Annotated in this window: 17 protein-coding genes; 9 read left to right on the forward strand and 8 right to left on the reverse strand. The window is 66.4% G+C overall.

Annotation, left to right across the window (positions count from 1 at the left end; all coding sequences use genetic code 11):
* Positions 1-301: 301 nt before the first annotated feature.
* Entirely contained in the window at positions 302-1177 is an 876-nt protein-coding gene (locus D9V29_RS09880) for a PHP domain-containing protein (RefSeq protein ID WP_121673148.1), read from the reverse strand.
* A gap of 72 nt (positions 1178-1249) precedes the next feature.
* Between D9V29_RS09880 and D9V29_RS09885 the strand changes: the two genes are divergently transcribed.
* Together D9V29_RS09885 and D9V29_RS09890 are read left to right on the forward strand one after the other, a co-directional pair.
* On the forward strand, positions 1250-2278 hold the full coding sequence (locus tag D9V29_RS09885; protein WP_121673149.1) for an endonuclease/exonuclease/phosphatase family protein: 1029 nt from the start codon (positions 1250-1252) through the stop codon (positions 2276-2278).
* Between the two features lie 38 nt (positions 2279-2316).
* Positions 2317-3762: an aminopeptidase P family protein gene (locus D9V29_RS09890; RefSeq protein WP_121673150.1), complete on the forward strand. Its 1446-nt coding sequence runs from the start codon at positions 2317-2319 to the stop codon at positions 3760-3762.
* Positions 3763-3793: 31 nt separating this feature from the next.
* Here the strand turns inward: D9V29_RS09890 and D9V29_RS09895 are convergent, their stop codons facing one another.
* Positions 3794-4291: a YflT domain-containing protein gene (locus D9V29_RS09895; protein ID WP_229790499.1), complete on the reverse strand. Its 498-nt coding sequence runs from the start codon at positions 4289-4291 to the stop codon at positions 3794-3796.
* Between the two features lie 86 nt (positions 4292-4377).
* Here D9V29_RS09895 and D9V29_RS09900 point away from each other — a divergent pair, with 86 nt between their 5' ends.
* Genes D9V29_RS09900 through D9V29_RS09915 form a run of 4 tightly spaced genes read left to right on the forward strand, consistent with a single transcriptional unit; the run spans position 4378 to position 8190 of the window.
* Positions 4378-5664: a magnesium transporter MgtE N-terminal domain-containing protein gene (locus D9V29_RS09900; protein ID WP_121673152.1), complete on the forward strand. Its 1287-nt coding sequence runs from the start codon at positions 4378-4380 to the stop codon at positions 5662-5664.
* Positions 5657-6175: a DUF1003 domain-containing protein gene (locus D9V29_RS09905; RefSeq protein WP_121673153.1), complete on the forward strand. Its 519-nt coding sequence runs from the start codon at positions 5657-5659 to the stop codon at positions 6173-6175. Before D9V29_RS09900 ends, D9V29_RS09905 begins: the two co-directional genes overlap by 8 nt.
* On the forward strand, positions 6162-7322 hold the full coding sequence (locus tag D9V29_RS09910; protein WP_121673154.1) for a P-loop NTPase: 1161 nt from the start codon (positions 6162-6164) through the stop codon (positions 7320-7322). The genes D9V29_RS09905 and D9V29_RS09910 overlap by 14 nt, the downstream gene beginning before the upstream one ends.
* A gap of 7 nt (positions 7323-7329) precedes the next feature.
* Positions 7330-8190 (forward strand): hypothetical protein, encoded by an 861-nt coding sequence (locus D9V29_RS09915; RefSeq protein ID WP_121673155.1) that lies wholly within the window; start codon positions 7330-7332, stop codon positions 8188-8190.
* 2 nt (positions 8191-8192) lie between these two features.
* Here D9V29_RS09915 and D9V29_RS09920 read toward each other — a convergent pair whose 3' ends face one another.
* On the reverse strand, positions 8193-8657 hold the full coding sequence (locus tag D9V29_RS09920) for a twin-arginine translocase TatA/TatE family subunit (protein WP_121673156.1): 465 nt from the start codon (positions 8655-8657) through the stop codon (positions 8193-8195).
* Positions 8658-8740: 83 nt separating this feature from the next.
* Between D9V29_RS09920 and D9V29_RS09925 the strand changes: the two genes are divergently transcribed.
* The gene (locus D9V29_RS09925) at positions 8741-9370 is read left to right on the forward strand and encodes an O-methyltransferase (protein WP_121673157.1); all 630 of its coding nucleotides are present in this window, start codon (positions 8741-8743) and stop codon (positions 9368-9370) included.
* An 81-nt stretch (positions 9371-9451) separates the two neighbouring features.
* Here D9V29_RS09925 and D9V29_RS09930 read toward each other — a convergent pair whose 3' ends face one another.
* The 3 genes from D9V29_RS09930 to dapE all read right to left on the reverse strand — a co-directional run bounded on the left by D9V29_RS09930 (position 9452) and on the right by dapE (position 12039).
* Positions 9452-9625: a DUF3117 domain-containing protein gene (locus D9V29_RS09930; protein WP_090712530.1), complete on the reverse strand. Its 174-nt coding sequence runs from the start codon at positions 9623-9625 to the stop codon at positions 9452-9454.
* Between the two features lie 94 nt (positions 9626-9719).
* Positions 9720-10943, reverse strand: coding sequence for a putative hexosyltransferase (locus D9V29_RS09935; protein WP_229790498.1), 1224 nt, complete (start codon positions 10941-10943; stop codon positions 9720-9722).
* Positions 10936-12039, reverse strand: coding sequence for a succinyl-diaminopimelate desuccinylase (gene dapE, locus D9V29_RS09940; protein WP_121673158.1), 1104 nt, complete (start codon positions 12037-12039; stop codon positions 10936-10938). The genes D9V29_RS09935 and dapE overlap by 8 nt, the downstream gene beginning before the upstream one ends.
* 76 nt (positions 12040-12115) lie before the next feature.
* On the opposite strand from dapE, the gene dapD reads away from it, so the two are divergent.
* Complete coding sequence (gene dapD, locus D9V29_RS09945) at positions 12116-13078, forward strand: 2,3,4,5-tetrahydropyridine-2,6-dicarboxylate N-succinyltransferase (protein ID WP_121673159.1); 963 nt, start codon at positions 12116-12118, stop codon at positions 13076-13078.
* A 33-nt stretch (positions 13079-13111) separates the two neighbouring features.
* Positions 13112-15655, forward strand: coding sequence for a penicillin acylase family protein (locus D9V29_RS09950; protein WP_183084974.1), 2544 nt, complete (start codon positions 13112-13114; stop codon positions 15653-15655).
* Positions 15656-15697: 42 nt separating this feature from the next.
* Here D9V29_RS09950 and D9V29_RS09955 read toward each other — a convergent pair whose 3' ends face one another.
* Positions 15698-16555, reverse strand: a complete 858-nt coding sequence (locus D9V29_RS09955) for a hypothetical protein (protein WP_147436255.1) — start codon at positions 16553-16555, stop codon at positions 15698-15700.
* 3 nt (positions 16556-16558) lie between these two features.
* Positions 16559-17866: a citrate synthase gene (locus D9V29_RS09960; protein WP_121673161.1), complete on the reverse strand. Its 1308-nt coding sequence runs from the start codon at positions 17864-17866 to the stop codon at positions 16559-16561.
* Positions 17867-17941 lie beyond the last annotated feature (75 nt).

Consider the following 17941-nt stretch of genomic DNA (forward strand, 5'->3'; position numbering starts at 1 on the left):
GCAACGACGCGAAGTCCCAGCGGCATCCGCTCGATCGATCGGCCCGAAGGGTCGCTCCCCCAGTCGAATCACCACAATTCGCTGCACGACCGATCGAGTTACCACACTTTGTCGCCCAAACGCCCAGCACAGACAAGGTGTGGCGATTCGACGCGCACGGCGACGCCGCATCCGCACCCGCCCGCATTCGCCCGCATCGGGAAGGCGTTGCTCGGCCAGTTTTGGTCGAAGAATCTCGAACTATATAGCCGAAAGTGACCGAGCAACCGAGGTGTACCGCCATTACCGGCCGAGCAGCGCGTCAGCGTGCCGGATACACCGGCTGTGACCCCGTGCCCGCGTCAATGATCGCCTGCACGACGGCATCCGGGGTGGTGTTCTCGCCCAGCCGATTGGGTTTCCCGTCGCCGTGGTAGTCACTCGACCCGGTGAGCACGAGGTCGAACCGCTCCGCGAGCTCGCGCAGTCGCACCTTGCCGTCCTCGGTGTTCTCACGGTGGTCGATCTCGAGTCCGAACAGTCCGGCGTCGACGAGCTGCCCGAGCTCGCGCTCGCTGATCATGGCGTCACGTCCCCGTGTTGCCGGGTGGGCGATCACAGGCACTCCCCCAGCCGCCTTTACCAGCCGGACCGCCTTGAGCGGGTCAGGGGCATAGTGGGGCAGGTAGTAACCGGTACGCGGGTGCAGGATGCCGGCGAACGCCTCCGACCTGGTGGGTACATGCCCACGCGCCACGAGGGCGTCGGCGATGTGCGGCCGTCCCACGGTTGCGCCGGGAGTCGTCTGCGCGACCACGTCGTCCCAGCTCAGGCTGTAGTCAGCCGCGATCTTCTGCACGATCGACTCGGCACGGCGCAGCCGCGACTCGCGGATCCGTGCCGTCTCGGTGTTGAGATCTCCGTTATCCGGGTCGAAGAGGTATGCCAGAAGGTGCACACTCTTGTAGCCGAGCCGCGCACTGAATTCCATGCCGGGAATAAGGGTGATGCCCACCTCGGTCGCCGCGACGGATGCCTCCTGCCAGCCGGCCGTCGAGTCGTGGTCGGTCAGCGCGACCACTCCCAGTCCAGCGGCGGCCGCTTCACGGATCACGCGCGACGGTGATTGCGTTCCGTCGGAGACCCGGGAGTGCGAGTGCAGATCCGCGGGCCCACTGAAGAGGGGTCGAGCTGGCATCCTCACAGTGTATGGCCGAGGGCGCGTGTTTCCGGCCTCCTCCCAGTCGCGAGTCGATAGTGTGGCTGCACCATGCTCAAAGTCCTCGGCGCCCTCGCCACCGTTGCGATCGCCGTGCTTCTCCTCGTGTGCACGTGGCCGCAGTTCTTCGGTTTGCAAACCACCTGGATCGTCGCGCAGATCACGTCGATGCGGTCCCTCGTCATCGTCGCGTCCGTCCTCGCGGCCGTCATCTTCGCCCTGCTCGCGCTGGCCCGCCCGCTCCGCGCCTTCGCCGGCACGATCGTGCTCCTGCTACTCGTGTTCGCCGGCGCCAACGCGGCGATCGCCGTGAACCGCGGCCTGGGAGACACCAGGTTCGCCGAGGACACCGCCGACTCCATCACGGTGCTGAGCTGGAACACGCTCGGTGATGCTCCTGGAGCGGATGCCGTCGCGCGGCTCGCGGTGGAATCCAGCGCGGACGTGCTCTCACTGCCAGAGACCACCCAGGAAACCGGGATCGAGATCGCCGAACGGATGCGGGACCTCGGGCGCCCGATGTGGGTGCTGACCGAGTGGTTCGACCAGATCTCCCCCGCGCGGTCGACCACCATCCTGATCAGCCCCGAACTCGGCGACTACGTCAAGGTCACGAGCAACGAAGAACGCGAAGAGAACACCACCGTGCTCCCGACGATCATCGTCGAACCGGTCGACGGGGACGGACCGACCTTCATCGCGGCGCACGCCGTAGCGCCCATCACCGGGCAGATGGAGAACTGGCGAAACGACTTGAGCTGGCTCGCCGAGCAGTGTGCAGGCGGCAGCGTCATCATGGCCGGGGATTTCAACGCCACCCTCGACAATATGGCGGGCCTCGGCGCAACGGATGCCGCGACGCTCGGTGAGTGCGTCGACGCGGGGGAAGCATCGGGGAACGGTGCTGTCGGCACCTGGCCGACCGGCATCCCCGCCCTCGTCGGCGCCCCGATCGACCACGTCATGGCGACGCCAGACTGGGATGTGACCGGCATGAGGGTGATCACCGAAACAGACGACAGCGGGAGCGACCACCGCCCGGTGCTCGTTCAGCTCAGCCGGGCACCCCAGACCGGCTGATCCGGGCCGCCCGCGTGAATCGGTGGGACAATGGGGTCATGCAGACTCCGAGCGACACCACCACCACGGCAAGCACCGGCATCGCCCCGGCCAGCGAAGAGACGACGAGCGAAGAACCGCGCGGCACCTCGAACCGGTCGACCACACCGGCGTCGACGCAGTTCCAGGACTTCATCGGCTCGAACTGGGCCGACCGCGTCGACGAACTTCCCGCCCCACGTGAGCAGGCACGCTACGCCGCGGAGCGCCGTGCGCGCGTCTCGGCGGCATTCCCCGGCCAGCGCGTCGTGATCCCCGCTGGGAGCCTCAAGCAGCGCTCCAACGACACCGACTATCCGTACCGTGCTCACTCGGCGTTCTCGCATCTCACTGGCTGGGGTTCCGATTCGGAACCCGACGCGGTCCTCGTCCTCGATCCGACCGACGACGGTCACGACGCAACGCTGTACTTCCGTGAGCGTGCCGACCGCACGTCCAACGAGTTCTACGCCAACCCGGCCATCGGCGAGTTCTGGATCGGCGCACGCCCCTCCCTCGCCCAGGTCGCTTCCGACCTCGGCGTCCAAACAGACCACATCGATTCCTTCGCTCCGACAGGGTCGGATGTCACGGTAGAGGAGCACGAAGAACTCACCACGTTCCTCTCCGAGCTCCGGCTGGTGAAGGACGAGTTCGAGATCGCCCAGCTCAGGCTCGCTGTCGATGCCACTGCGCGCGGTTTCGACGACGTCATCGCCGACTTCCCCCGCATCACCACCCACGAGCGCGGTGAACGGGCAGTCGAGGGCGTCTTCTACACGCGCGCACGACTCGACGGAAACGCGGTCGGCTACGACACGATCGCGGCCTCAGGACCGCACGCGTGCATCCTGCACTGGACCCGAAATGACGGGCCGGTCTCGCCGGGCGACCTCATGCTCCTCGACGCCGGCGTCGAGGTCGACAGCCTGTACACCGCCGACATCACGAGGACCCTGCCCGCAAACGGACGATTCACCGACGTCCAGCGCGCCGTCTACGAAGCCGTTCGTGAGGCAGCGGATGCCGCGTTCGCCATCGTCCGGCCCGGGATCATCTTCCGTGATGTCCACGCCGAGGCGATGAAGGTCATCGCGAAGCACACGGCGGCGTGGGGGCTGCTGCCCGGTACGGCGGAGGAGTCGCTCGACCCCGCGAACCAGTTCCACCGCCGCTACATGGTGCACGGCACGAGCCACCACCTCGGCATCGACGTTCATGACTGTGCTGCGGCCCGCAGGGACATGTACCACGATGGCGAGGTGAAGGCGGGAATGGTCTTCACCATCGAGCCCGGGCTCTACTTCCAGCCCGACGACCTCACCGTTCCCGAGGAGTTCCGTGGGATCGGAGTGCGCATCGAGGATGACATCCTCGTCACGGAGACCGGCGCCGAGAACCTGTCTGCGGCAATCCCGCGCAGTGCGGATGACGTTGAAGCGTGGATCGCCCGACTGAACGGCTGAACGACTGAACGGCTGAACGACTGACGGGCTGTTACTCGGATGTCCCGCCGTTGAGCACGTTTCGTGCGCGGTTCGCGAGGTCGGGGGCGACGAGAACGGTGTAGCTCGTCGCGATCACCTGCATGACCGAGGTGAAGTCGCGGCGCCTCCGATTGAGGGAGTACGAGACGATCGTGAACATCATGCCGAATGCGGCACCGATGAGAATGGCGGCCCCGACGAAGACGAGGTCGGATGCCGGGTTGATGATCACCAGCAGCAAACCGAAGAACAGGCCGAGCCAGGCGCCGCTCAGTGCGCCGGCGCCGGCCGCGCGACCGTAGCTGAGCTTGCCGGTGACCCGCTCGACGCTCTTGAGTCCGTCGCCGACGATCGACACCTGCTTGACCGGAAAATCGGCCTGGGCCAGGAGGTCGACAGCCTTTTGCGCCTCCCCGTACGTTTCGAAGCTCGCGACGGTCTCGCCGCGGGGAATCACGATATCGAGGGGCCCGCGGGACATGCCGCGACGCTGCTGTTGATTGCTCACACGCCTATTCTCCCACCCGCGTCCTGAATCCGCCCGGAACGGTGCCGCTCCACCCCGCATCCGGGTTGGAGCGCTAAGTTAGGGGGGTGAGTGGCACAAGAGTTTTCGTCGCCCGGCTGGCCGGGTGCACCGTCTTCGACCCCGCGGGCGACCGTGTGGGCAAGGTGCGCGACGTCCTCGTCGTGTACCGCAAGAACGATCCGCCACGCGTGGTCGGCCTGATTGTCGAGATCCCGGGCAAACGTCGCGTCTTCGTCTCCATCGGTCGCGTGACGTCCATCGCATCCGGACAGATCATCACGACGGGGCTCATCAACGTGCGCCGGTTCGAGCAGCGCGGCGGCGAGGTTCGCGTCATCGCCGAGCTCCTCGGGCGCAAGGTCGAGTTCGTCGACGGCTCGGGCGAAGCCACCATCGAGGACATCGCGATCGAAGAAGTCGGTCCAGGTGCGTGGTCGGTGAGCCAGTACTTCGTGCGCAGGCCCAAGCTGTCACCGAGCCCGTTCGCGAAGGGTGCGACGACGTTCGCGACCTGGCGGGAGATCCGCGAGAAGCAGACCGGCAGCGAAGCCCAGTCGGCTGAGCAACTCATCGCCACCTACTCGGACCTCAAGCCCGCCGACCTCGCCAACACACTGCTCGACCTGCCGCAGGACCGCATGATCGAGGTCGCCGAAGAGCTCCCCGATGCCCGTCTCGCCGACGCTCTCGAGGAGATGCCCGAATCGGACCAGGTCCACATCCTCGCCGAACTCGGTGACGAGCGCGCGGCAGACGTGCTCGACCAGATGCAGCCGGACGACGCAGCGGACCTCATCGCCCAGCTGCCCGTCGACCGCGGTGAACGCCTCCTCCAGCTGATGGAGCCTGAAGAAGCAGAAGACGTCCGGATGCTCCTCGCATTCGCGCCGGACACCGCCGGCGGTCTGATGACGACAGAGCCGGTCATCCTCTCCGCGGACTCCACCGTCGCCGAGGCTCTCGCGCTGATCCGACGCCCGGAGCTTCCCCCCGCCCTCGGTGCAGCGGTGTGCGTCACCCTGCCGCCGTACGAACCGCCGACCGGTCGATACCTCGGCATCGTCCACTTCCAGCGGATGCTCCGGTACCCGCCCCACGAACGACTCGGTTCGATCATGGACCAGAGCCTCGACCCGGTCACAGCGAAAGCATCCGCCGCCGAAGTGTCGCGTATCCTCGCCAGCTACGACCTCGTCTCGGTTCCCGTCGTCGACGACAATCACCGACTCGTCGGGGTGGTGACGATTGATGATGTCCTCGACTACCTGTTGCCGGAAGACTGGCGAAGTCAGAACGACGACGAACCGGTGACCACGCACAGACCACAGGGAAGGAGGGCAGCTCGTGCCTAAGACGCGCAAGAGCGGGGTCCGCCTCGACGCTCCCAAGGGCCGCCGTTCCTCACTGCTCCCCGGCCGCAGTCGCGAGTCGAGCGACCGGTTCGGCCGGTTCACCGAGTGGGTCGCGCGGGCAATGGGAACCCCGGCGTTCCTCGCCGGCCTGACGCTGTTCTGCCTCGCCTGGATCGCGTACAACACGTGGGGTCCTGAGGACTTCCGCTTCGACTCCGCTGCCCTCGGGTTCACCGCGCTCACCCTGATCCTCTCGCTGCAGGCCTCGTACGCGGCTCCGCTCATCCTGCTCGCGCAGAACCGTCAGGACGACCGCGACCGCGTGCAGATCGAGCAGGACCGTCAGCGCTCCGAACGCAACCTCAACGACACCGAGTACCTCGCACGCGAGGTCGTCGCACTCCGCCTCGCGATGAAGGACATGGCCTCGAAGGACTTCATCCGTCAGGAGCTCCGCGGGCTGCTGGAGGAGCTCGACAAAGACAAGGGTTCCGACGATGCCCGGCGCTGACCTCGAAGCCCGCATCACCACAGCGCTGGCTGGTGTGATCGACCCGGAGATCCGCAAACCGATCACCGAACTCGGCATGGTGAAAGAGGTATCGGTCGATGACGGCGGCGCGGCATCCGTCGGCATCGTTCTCACCATCGTCGGCTGCCCTGCCGCAACCGCGATCGAACGCGACGTGACGGCAGCCGTTGCATCCGTCCCCGGTGTCACATCCACGAGCATCGCTGTCGGGGTGATGACGCCCGACGAGCGCAAAGCACTCACAGACAGGCTTCGTGGCTCGAAAGCGGCGAGGGTGATGCCGTTCGGCCCGAACTCGCTCACCCGCGTGATCGCCGTCACGAGCGGCAAGGGCGGCGTCGGAAAGTCCACCATCACCGCGAACCTCGCCGTCGAGCTCGCGGGTCGCGGCCTCTCCGTGGGCATCGTCGATGCGGACGTGCACGGTTTCTCGATCCCGGGACTGCTCGGACTGACGGATGCCGCAGCTGCGGCAGGCGCGATCACTCGCCCGACGCAAGTGGGAGACATGATCCTCCCGCCCATCGCCCACGGCGTGAAGGTCATCTCCATCGGCATGTTCGTCGAACCGGGTGCCTCCTCCGCTGTCGCGTGGAGGGGCCCGATGTTGCACCGCACGATCACCCAGTTCCTCACCGACGTGTATTTCGGTGACCTCGACGTGTTGCTTCTCGACCTGCCTCCCGGAACCGGTGATGTGGCGATCTCGATCGGCCAGATCCTGCCGCACGCCGACGTTCTCGTCGTCACCACTCCCCAGCCCGCCGCAGCCGATGTCGCCGAGCGCAGCGGGATCGTCGCCCGCCAGACCGGACAGCGGGTGATGGGGGTCGTCGAGAACATGGCGGGCCTCGTCCAGCAGGACGGAACCGTGCTCTCCCTCTTCGGTGAAGGCGGCGGCGCCGAGGTCGCCCGGCGGTTGAGCGAAGGCGACGTCCCGCCCGTTCCGCTGCTCGCCTCGGTTCCGATCAGCGTGCCGCTGCGGACAGGCGGCGACACAGGACTACCCGTCGTTCTCTCGGATCCGGCCGACCCGGCCAGCGTCGCCATCCGGAGCATCGCCGATAGGGTGACGCAAGCGGGGCGCGGTCTCGCCGGCCGCAAGCTCGGTCTCGCCCCGGTGTAACAGCGCCATGAACCGCGTCACCAGACTGCTGACCGGCACCGGAACTGTTCTGCTGCTCGCCGCTCTTCTCGGCTGCGGTGGTGAGCAGCCCGCTGCGTTGTCCGGTGAGGTACGCGTCGAGATCCAGCAGGGCAGGACGGATTACTCGAGCGGCGCCATCGTCATCCGTGTCGTGAACGAGTCAGAGAACGACGTCGCCCTGCGGCAGGTGACCCTGGTCACACCGGCGTTTCCGGAGTCACCGCCCTGGGATCGGGGCACAACGGTGAGGGCTGGGACGACCGTTGACCTGCGAACCCCGCTGCCCGAGCCGGACTGCTCGGAATCAACCGACGCTCCCCGGGTGTCGCTCGAGTTCCGTTCGCGGGAGGGGGCCGGGACCGTTCAGCTTCTCGCATCCGATCCGCTGGGCACGCTTCTCAGACTCCATGACGAGTCGTGTGTCGCGGAGGAGGTCGAACGATTGGCGACGATCACGGTCGGTGCACCACAGGTCACCGGAACTCTGGCGACCTCGGTCGCCTCTCTGCCGATAACCTTCGCCCCGACCGGCGCCGACGGGACACTCAGCGTGACGGGCGTGGCATCCACTCCCCTGCTCAAACCGGCCCCACCGGCTACGGGAGCCGCGGCGAAGGACTGGACGTTCGCCCTCGCCCTGACTTCTTCTGGCGATGCGGTGACCGAGCACCTCGAGATCGTACCCGCCCGCTGCGACCCGCACGCCATCGCCGAGGACAAAGTCGGCACGGTCCTCTCGCTCAGCGTCGATACGGGGAGCCGAACCGGCAGCTACCGCCTCGTTCCGCCGACGGACGTGACGGATGCTCTCCTGGCGTTCGTCCACGACGCCTGTGGGATGCCCTGACGTCAGGTCGATTCGGCATCGAACGGTGGTGGATCCACCGTTTCACCCGCCGCGAGACGACGCGACCGGTCGACCGCTCCCGCGGAGATGAAAGGGTTCGACGACACGCCGACCGTCGGCTCAGCTGCCGTCGACACGACCGCAGCCCCCTCTGCCGCGGCTGCCCCTGCCTCACTGGACGGTGGCTTGATCACCGGAGCGGGGCCGGGTGAGTCGTCGAGAAGTGCTTCGCGGATGATCCGGCGCGGGTCATACTGCCGCGGGTCGAGCTTCTGCCAGTCGACGTCGTCGAACTCCGGGCCCATCTCGTCGCGCATGCGGTCCTTGGCTCCGCGTGCCATGTCACGTAACGACCGGATCAGCTGCGCGAGTTTTGCGGCGTATCCCGGAAGCCGGTCAGGGCCCAGCAGAAAGACAGCAATCACTCCGATCAGGAGGAGCTTCTCAAACGTCAGGCCGAAGAACACAAGTTCAGACTATCGCGCCGCGCCTCGCAAAACGCCGCACCATGCGCCGGTACTGTTATCCCAACCACCACCGGGAGCTGCAAGTGTCTGAACAAGATTCGAACTGGAAGTACGCCGACTACATCGTCACCGAATCTGAGGCGATCGCGAAAGCCCGAGCACAATCACTCGAACTCGGGATCGAACCGCTGTCACCGGCGATGGGTGCCCAGGTCGCCGTTCTGACCGCAGCAACGAACGCCCAGAACATCGTCGAGATCGGAACCGGGGCGGGTGTGTCCGGTTTGTGGCTGCTGCGCTCGTCTCCCCGCTCGGTGCTGACATCGATCGATTCGGAGGTCGAACATCTCGGCTATGCACGCCAGGCGTTCTCCGACGCTCGGATCGCTCCCAATCGCATCCGTCTCATCACCGGTAAGGCCCTCGAGGTTCTTCCCCGCATGAACGAAAACTCCTACGACGTGGTCTACGTCGACGCCGACCCCGCCCAGGTCATCGAGAACGTCGAGCACGGTCTCCGGCTGGCTCGCGTCGGTGGCACCGTCCTCGTGCCTCACGCGCTCTGGCGTGGCCGCGTCGCCGATCCCGCGCAGCGCGATGACATCACGAGCGCGTTCCGCACTCTCGTGCAGGAGATCGCCTCGTCGAACGCAGTCGTCAGCGCGCTCTCCCCCGTCGGCGACGGTCTGCTCCAGATCACCAAGCTCGGCTGAGGCCGCTTCCGGCGCAAAAAGAAAGACGCGGATGCCTGTGGTCGACTGACCACCTGCATTCGCGTCTTTCACAAAGAAGGACTAGCTCGGGGAAACGACCCCGGCCAGTGCATCGTGGAGTTCCTTGGCTTCAGCATCGTTCACGGAGACGACGAGTCGTCCGCCGCCTTCGAGCGGAACCCGCACGATGATCAGCCGACCCTCCTTTACGGCCTCCATCGGCCCATCCCCAGTCCTCGGCTTCATCGCGGCCATTCGGCTCCCCTTTCGTGGCTTTGATCTCTATTATCCCGCATTCGGGCGAGACCAGCGAAATCGATGACATTCGGGTCCCGGACTGGGGGCATCATCACGGGGGTGTCCAGTCGTAACCGTCGACCCGCCACGCGATGAGAATCCAGCCCAGTTGTGCGGCGATGCTGAGAGCCACAACGGCCCAGCGGTAGACGACGGATCGCGGTTGGGCGACCACTCCAGCGAGGGGGAAGAGGGGCATCAGCAACCGGAAGGTACTCGACTGCGGAAAGAAGACAGCGAAGAGGTAGAGCAGGTAGCTGGCGACCCAGAGCCGGAGGTCCACGCCAATGCGTTTCGCCGGCCGCGAGAGCAGGAGCGCAACACTCGCCGCGACGAGAAGGAGGACGCCCGCCGCCCCCCACCACATCGGTGCGGGCAGGCCGAGGCCGTTCTCGGCCCACCAGCCGAGGCCCTGGAACCAGCCAGCGAAAGGCACGAGGGGGTTGTGGCCGATGTATGCGGAACGCCAGGCGAGCTCGGTGTCGGTGTATGCGGTGAGCGACCCGGTCACTGCCCACGCGATCAGCAGCCAGCCGAAGCCGAGGATCCCGCTCGCCACGGCAACGACGGATGCCGCTATCGCTTCGTTCCTGGGGAACGGGCTCCGGTCGCGCGTCCACCAGCGGTACCAGACGTGGAGCACGAGGAACAGGGCGAAGGCGAGCCCGCTCGGCCGGGTGAACGACGCGACCGCCAGGACGGGCAGGACCAGCCAGTATCGACGCCGCATCACGAGGTAGAGCGCGCTGGCGAGCAGCAGCAGGTGCATCGACTCCGCGTATGCGACCTGCATCACCGGAGACAGGGGCGACACCGAATAGCAGACGACGGCGAACATCGCGGTGCCTGGCGAGAGGACGAGGCGGAACAGTCTCGCAACGACGACAGCGGCGGCGAAGCCGCAGGCGAGGGAAACGACAACGGCAGCTGGCGCCCAGGGCAGACCGGTGAGCACCATGAGCATTCTCACGACCGCCGGATACACCGGCATGAACGCCCATGCGTTCTCGCCGACGTGACCATCGTCCGTGAGAGGGAGGACGCTCGGGTAACCGGATTCGGCGATGATGTTGTACCAGCGGCCGTCCCAGATCGAGGCGAAATCCGCGTACCCGGGGCTCGCCCCCGTCCACGCGTTCGCGGGCTGTCCCGCGGCGACGACGAGCAGGATCGCGGTCGTTCCCAGTCGGGCGGCGCCGAAGATCAGCAGCGCCTGGGCCCACCACGGGAAGCGCCGCCACAGGTCGGCGACCGGACGGGCTCGCGTGTCAGTCACGCCCGCCGGTCAGCCAGGTGCGCAGAGCGTTTTCGCATCCGGTGATCTCGTCGAGAGCGACACGCTCGTCGTCGGCGTGCGCCTTGAGCGGATCTCCCGGTCCGTAATTGACGGCGGGGATCCCGAGTGCCGAGAACCGGGCGACGTCTGTCCAGCCGTACTTCGGCAGCGCTGTTCCACCGACTGCGGCGAGGAATTCCCGGGCGATCGGAGCGTCGAGTCCCGGGCGGGCGCCGTCCGCAGCATCCGTCACGGTGACATCGAATCCGTCGAAGAGCGCGCGGACCTCTGCCTCGGCGTCTGCTGCGCTCTTGTCGGGCGCGAACCGGTAGTTGACCTGCACGACACACTCGTCCGGGATGACGTTTCCCGCGATGCCGCCGGAGATCCCGACGGCGTTGAGCCCCTCGCGGTAGGCGAGTCCGTCCACCTCTATCGTGCGCGGCTCGTGCGCGGCGAGGATGTCGAGTATCGGTGCCGCTTTGTGGATGGCGTTGTCCCCGACCCAACTGCGCGCGGAGTGAGCACGGAGGCCGGAGGTGGTGAGGTTCACCCGGAGGGTGCCGTTGCACCCGCCTTCGATGTCGCCACGGGTCGGCTCACCGAGGATCGCGAAGTCCCCGACGAAGAGGTCCGGACGTTCCTCGGCGAGGAGGCGGAGACCGTTGACCTCGCTTGCCACCTCTTCGTTGTCGTACCACATCCACGTGACGTCGACGCTCGGGTCGATGATCTCCGCCGCGAGCTTCAACTGGACGGCAACGCCCGCTTTCATGTCGACGGTCCCCCGGCCCCAGAGATAGTCGCGGCCGTCGACGGTTTCGAAGCGGGTGGGAAGGTTGTTGTTGAGCGGAACGGTGTCGATGTGACCGGCGATGATCACGCGCCGCTCACGCCCCAGACGCGTTCGGGCGACGACCGTGTTGCCGTGCCTGAGCACCTCGAGATGAGCGGATCCGGCGAGTGCCGCTTCGATGGCATCCGCGATGGGTTTCTCGTTGCCTGACACCGATTCGATGTCGCAGAGTGCTCGCGTGAGTTCCACCGATCCGGCGGAGAGGTCGAGCGGGGGGACGTCGAGGCGCGAATCCGGCATGCCTCCAGTCTAGAGGCGGCTCTCCCGCCCGGCCGGGCGTGCGCCCTGAGCCGCTCGTCTTCGCTAGCCTTGATGCATGACCAGCACCACAGAAACCTCCCCCACCCCGACATCCGCCTGGGGTTACGGCCTTGCAACGGTGAGCGCGAACGGGACGGTGCTGGACACCTGGTATCCGGAGCCGCGCCTCGGAACGCTCCCGGAGGGTCGGGAACGCTGGATCGCCCCCGCCGAGATCGAAGCCCTCGCCATTCCTGACGAGCGCCGTAACGTCCGTGTCGACATCGTCACCGTCGAGATCGACCTGAATGAAGCGCCGAAGAACACGCCGGATGCCTACCTGCGGCTCCACCTGCTCAGCCACCTTCTCGTGCAGCCCAACTCGATCAACCTCGACGGCATCTTCGGCCACCTGCCGATCACCGTCTGGACCAACGCCGGCCCCGTCCACCCCGACGACTTCGACCGTCTGCGCCCAGCACTCGCGCGCCAGGGCATCCACGCGACGGGGGTCGACAAGTTCCCTCGGCTCCTCGACTACGTCACCCCACGGAAGGTGCGGATCGCGGATGCCTCACGCGTGCGCCTCGGTGCCCACCTCGCCCCTGGCACCACGGTCATGCACGAGGGCTTCGTGAATTTCAACGCTGGCACGCTCGGCTCCTCCATGGTCGAGGGGCGTATCTCGCAGGGAGTCGTCGTCGGTGACGGCTCCGACATCGGCGGCGGCGCCTCGATCATGGGAACCCTTTCCGGAGGCGGAACCCAGCGGATCGCCATCGGCGCCAGGGCTCTCCTTGGCGCCAACTCGGGGATCGGCATCTCGATCGGCGACGACAGCGTCGTCGAAGCGGGACTGTACGTCACAGCCGGGACCAAGGTCCTCGTTCTCGACGGCGACGCTCCCCGCACCGCGAAAGCCGTCGAGCTGTCCGGTGTGCCGAACATTCTGTTCCGCCGGAACTCCGTCTCGGGCGCTGTCGAAGTCCTCCCCCGCACCGGCGCCGGCATCCAGCTCAACCAGGCGCTTCACGCCTGATCCGTTCGTTTCCAACCCTCACAAAGGAGTGATGTGGTCCGTTCTGAAGCCCGCCCCCGGCGGTCGCGCGCCTTCACCGTCTTCCTCAGCATCGTCGGCGTGTTCGTCGTCGTCGTTCTCGTCGGTGGCGGCATCGGCGTCTGGACCGTGCAGCGGTCATTCCCCCAGCTCTCGGGGGAACTGACGGTTCCCGGGCTCAAGAACACGGTCACCGTCCAGCGCGATGACGCCGGCATCCCGATGATCGAGGCTGACAGCGCAACAGACCTGTTCATGGCACAGGGCTTCGTACACGCGCAGGACCGCTTCTGGGAGATGGACTTTCGTCGTCACGTGACGAGCGGACGACTGTCTGAGCTCTTCGGTGAGGCCCAGGTCGGCACGGACACGTTCGTGCGCACCCTGGGCTGGCGGGCCGTGGCGGAGGAGGAGGTCGAGCTCCTCGATGAGCAGACCCTCGCCTGGTACCAGGCTTACGCCGACGGCGTGAACGCTTACCTCGCGGAGCGCAGCGGAGCGGATCTGTCGCTCGAGTACGCGGTCCTCGGCCTGCAGAACCCCGGGTACGAGCCGGAGAAGTGGACACCAGCCGATTCCGTCGCCTGGTTGAAGGCGATGGCATGGGACCTTCGGTCGAACCTCGAGGACGAAATCGACCGGGCACTGCTCGCCACCGAACTGACCCCGGAGCAGCTCGCGCAGGTCTACCCCCCTTACCCTTACCCAGACAATCCGACGATTCTCCCCGGCGAGACCGCGACGCCTGCACCGGCATCCGTGGGGATCGCGACGCCGCTCGAGTCCCCGAGCATCGGATCCGCGGATTCCCTCGTCGAGTTGAAGAAGGTGCTCGCCGACATGCCCGCCCTCCTCGGCAGGGCAGGCTCGGACATCGGGTCGAATTCCTGGGTCGTCTCCGGTGAGCACACCGAGTCGGGCAAGCCCCTCCTCGCCAACGATCCCCACCTCGGCCCTGCCCTTCCGTCGGTCTGGTACCAGATGGGTCTGCGTTGCTCGACGGTCTCAGAGGAATGCCCGTTCGACGTCGCGGGGTTCAGCTTCTCCGGGATGCCCGGCATCATCATCGGGCACAACGATCGCATCGCGTGGGGGTTCACCAACCTCGGGCCGGACGTCGCAGACCTCTACCTGGAGAAGGTGTCAGGAGACACCGTCGAGCTCGACGGTGTGGCCGAACCGCTCACGATCCGGGAGGAGACGATCAAGGTTGCCGGCGGAGACGACGTCCCGCTCCGGATCCGCTCCACGTCACGTGGACCGCTCGTCACGGGGATCAGCCCGGATCTCGGCACCGTCGCGTCCGAATACCCGGCGACCGCCGAGTTGCCCGACGGCACGTATGAATTGTCGCTGCAGTGGACGGCACTGACCCCGGGGAAGACGCCAGGCGCAATCTTCGCCGTCAACCGGGCGACGGATTGGGAGAGCTTCCGCGCGGGAGCGACCCTGTTCGAGGTCCCGTCGCAAAACCTCGTCTACGCCGACGTGGACGGAAACATCGGTTACCAGGCGCCCGGCCGGATCCCGATCCGGGCGAGCGGAGACGGCACGATCCCCCAGCCGGGATGGACGAGCGCGTCCGGCTGGTCGGGCTACATCCCGTTCGAGTCCCTGCCCACCCTGTACAACCCGCCCTCCGGGTACATCGTCACGGCCAACAACGCTGTGCAACCCAGCGGGTCGTCGACATTCCTCACGAGGGACTGGGACGCCGGCTACCGCGCCGAACGCATCGTCGAACTCGTCGATGAGGCGATCGCCGGCGGTGGACTCACCAGCGAGGACATGAGCGAAATCCAGGCCGACAACGCCAACGCGATCGCTGAGCGGATCGCTCCGTACATCGCCGACCTCGCTCCATCCAGCAATGCCCGGCTCGGCAAGCAGCTCCTCGACGGCTGGGACCACGCCGATGACGCCGACAGCGCCCAGGCCGCCTACTTCAACATCTTCTGGCGGAACCTGCTCGAGAACACCTTCGCGCCGAAACTGCCGGACACCGTTCCTCCAGCGGGTGGGTCCCAGTGGTTCCAGGTGGTCGGATCGCTTCTCGACGACCCCGGCTCGGAATGGTGGAACGGTCCGGACGACAACATCGTCACCCGGGACGACGCTCTGACTCTTGCCCTCAGTGAGGCCTGGACGGAAGCGGAAAACCTGATGGGGTCACACCCTGAAGACTGGAGCTGGGGCGAACTTCACACCCTCACCATCCGCAACGGGAGCTTCGGTGAGTCCGGCATCGCCCCGATCGAGATGCTCTTCAACCGTGGGCCGTACGAACTGGCGGGCGGGTCGTCCGTGGTCAATGCCGTCGGATGGTACGCCCCGGAGGGCTACGTGGTGGACTGGGTCCCCTCCATGCGTCAGGTGATCGACCTCGCAGACATCGACTCGTCGACCTGGATCAACCTCACCGGCGCTTCGGGTCACGCGTTCCACGCGAACTACGTCGACCAGACACCGTTGTGGCAGAAACAGGAGACGCGCCAATGGCCGTTCACCCCGGACGCTGTGGAGAAAGCCGCGCGCGACACCCTGACGCTCCTTCCGTAGCCGCGCAAGCGGCATCCGCGCTGGAGGGTGTGCTTCCGCTGGTCAGGGCGTGTCGAGGACGAACGTGACGTCCTCGATGGCGGGCCAGGACGTGAGGCTCTCCAGCGGGTCGCCATCGTCGTAGCTCTCGAGTTCGTCCGTTCCAGGCACGACGTCGATCATGAGGGAACGCAGTCGTCCCTCTGACACGAGAAGGGATGCCTCTGCGACGACTCCCGATGGCGCGCGGAAGTGCGCCTTCACCGGGAAGGTGAACGAGTGAGGGACGACGCGAGCCGTGTTCTCATCTACCGAGAATTCCAGCCAGCGGTCGAACTCGTCCGATTCGGGCGGAGTCCAGTGTTCGGCCCGCGCCGTCGCCCATTGGGCGCTGAGGGCCGCCGACGAGTGCTCAGGGGTCGCCTGGAGCATGCCGTCGACGAGCGAGCGGATCGCGGGATCGACCTCGGTGTAGAACGGACCATCGCCGTCGTCGCCGCCGTCGTCATCGTCGGTTGCCGTGCCGGAACGGAATGACGCGAGTGACGCCAGGGTCGACACGACGGCGACGAGCACCCGTGGCGAACGGATGCCGACCCGCGTGAGTGCGGCCATCATCCGGGCGTCAAGCTTCTCACTGACCTCGGAGAGCCCGAACACGGTTCCGGCGACACCAGCGGCGGTGCCGGCGAGGGCGATCGGATTGTGCTTGAGAGCAGGGGTTCGTTTCAGTTCGATCAGCATGAGCCCGCCGACGAGCCCGGCCGTCAGACCCCGGAAGGCGAGGCGACCTCCTGGCCGAAGGCGCGCGGGATCAACGAGGCAGAACGCGCCGGCGACGATGCTCGACGCAACGCCGTACTCGATCCGACCCGGGTCGGTGAGATTCTTCAGCAAACGTGTTCCGGACGGAAACCCCATGGATCAGCGCTGGGGCAGGTCGCGCTCGGCGGCACCCATGTAGAGCTGCTGCGGGCGGCCGATCTTGGTCTGCGGGTCCTCGTTCATCTCGCGCCAGTGGGCGATCCAGCCCGGCAGCCGGCCGATGGCGAACAGCACGGTGAACATGCGCGTCGGGAAGCCCATCGCCTTGTAGATCACGCCGGTGTAGAAGTCGACGTTCGGGTACAGGCGGCGTTCCTTGAAGTAGTCGTCCTCGAGGGCGATCTGCTCGAGCTCCTTGGCGAGGTCGAGCAGCGGGTCGCTGATGCCGAGCTGCGCGAGCACCTGGTCGGCGCTTTCCTTGACGATCTTCGCGCGCGGGTCGTAATTCTTGTAGACCCGGTGCCCGAAGCCCATGAGCTTGACGCCGTCTTCCTTATTCTTCACCCGGTCGACGAAGCGCTGGACGCCTTCACCGGAGTCACGGATGCGGCCGAGCATCTCGAGAACCGCTTCGTTCGCCCCGCCGTGGAGCGGCCCTGACAGGGCGTTGATTCCCGCGGAGACGGAGGCGTAGAGGTTTGCACCGGTCGAGCCGACGAGCCGGACGGTCGACGTCGATGCGTTCTGCTCGTGGTCTGCGTGCAGAATGAGCAACTGCTCGAGCGCCGTGGAGAGGACCGGGTCGATCTCGTACGGCTCCGCCATGTTGCCGAAGTTGAGGCGCAGGAAGTTGTCGACGAAGCTCAGGCTGTTGTCCGGGTACAGGAACGCCTGGCCGAGAGCCTTCTTGTGGGCATACCCGGCGATGACGGGCAGCTTGGCGAGGAGACGGATCGTGGTCAGTTCGACCTGCTCGGGATCGTTGGGGTCCCCAGCGTTCTCGTAATAGGTCGACAGCGCCGACAGTGCGCTGGAGATCACCGCCATCGGGTGTGCCGTGTGGGGAAGGGCGGAGAAGAAGTGCTTGAGGTCCTCGTGCAGGAGGGTGTGACGGCGGATCTTTTCGTCGAATTCACCGAGCTGGTCTGCGGTGGGAAGCTCGCCGTGGATGAGCAGCCAGGCGACCTCGAGGTAGCTGGAGTTCTTGGCCAGCTGCTCGATCGGGTAGCCGCGGTACCGCAGGATTCCGGCATCGCCGTCGATGTAGGTGATGTCCGACTTCGTGGCCGCTGTGTTCACGAATCCGTAGTCGAGCGCGGTGAGACCGGTCTGGCGGGTCAGTGTCGACACGTCGATGCTGGACGCGCCCTGGCTCGATCCCAGGATCGGGAATTCGGCAGTGCCGCCGGGGTAGGTCAGGGTCGCTTTGTGGTTTCCTGCACGGAAGTCCTGCTCGACGTCGCCCACGGCGCCTCCTTGTACTGAGATATTTTCGTCGGACCAGACGCGAGAACCGCTGGTGGCGGTGGTCGGTCCGGATAC

The sequence above is a fragment of the Mycetocola manganoxydans genome (assembly GCF_003667545.1).
In the GTDB taxonomy this organism is placed as follows: Bacteria; Actinomycetota; Actinomycetes; order Actinomycetales; family Microbacteriaceae; genus Mycetocola_A; species Mycetocola_A manganoxydans.

Excerpts from the sequence above, each read along its gene's own strand:
- D9V29_RS09880 (WP_121673148.1), bottom strand. The coding sequence starts at position 1,177 with ATGCCAGCTCGACCCCTCTTCAGTGGGCCCGCGGATCTGCACTCGCAC.
- D9V29_RS09885 (WP_121673149.1), top strand. The coding sequence starts at position 1,250 with ATGCTCAAAGTCCTCGGCGCCCTCGCCACCGTTGCGATCGCCGTGCTT.
- D9V29_RS09890 (WP_121673150.1), top strand. The coding sequence starts at position 2,317 with ATGCAGACTCCGAGCGACACCACCACCACGGCAAGCACCGGCATCGCC.
- D9V29_RS09910 (WP_121673154.1), top strand. The coding sequence starts at position 6,162 with ATGCCCGGCGCTGACCTCGAAGCCCGCATCACCACAGCGCTGGCTGGT.
- D9V29_RS09915 (WP_121673155.1), top strand. The coding sequence starts at position 7,330 with ATGAACCGCGTCACCAGACTGCTGACCGGCACCGGAACTGTTCTGCTG.
- D9V29_RS09930 (WP_090712530.1), bottom strand. The coding sequence starts at position 9,625 with ATGGCCGCGATGAAGCCGAGGACTGGGGATGGGCCGATGGAGGCCGTA.
- dapE (WP_121673158.1), bottom strand. The coding sequence starts at position 12,039 with ATGCCGGATTCGCGCCTCGACGTCCCCCCGCTCGACCTCTCCGCCGGA.
- dapD (WP_121673159.1), top strand. The coding sequence starts at position 12,116 with ATGACCAGCACCACAGAAACCTCCCCCACCCCGACATCCGCCTGGGGT.
- D9V29_RS09955 (WP_147436255.1), bottom strand. The coding sequence starts at position 16,555 with ATGGGGTTTCCGTCCGGAACACGTTTGCTGAAGAATCTCACCGACCCG.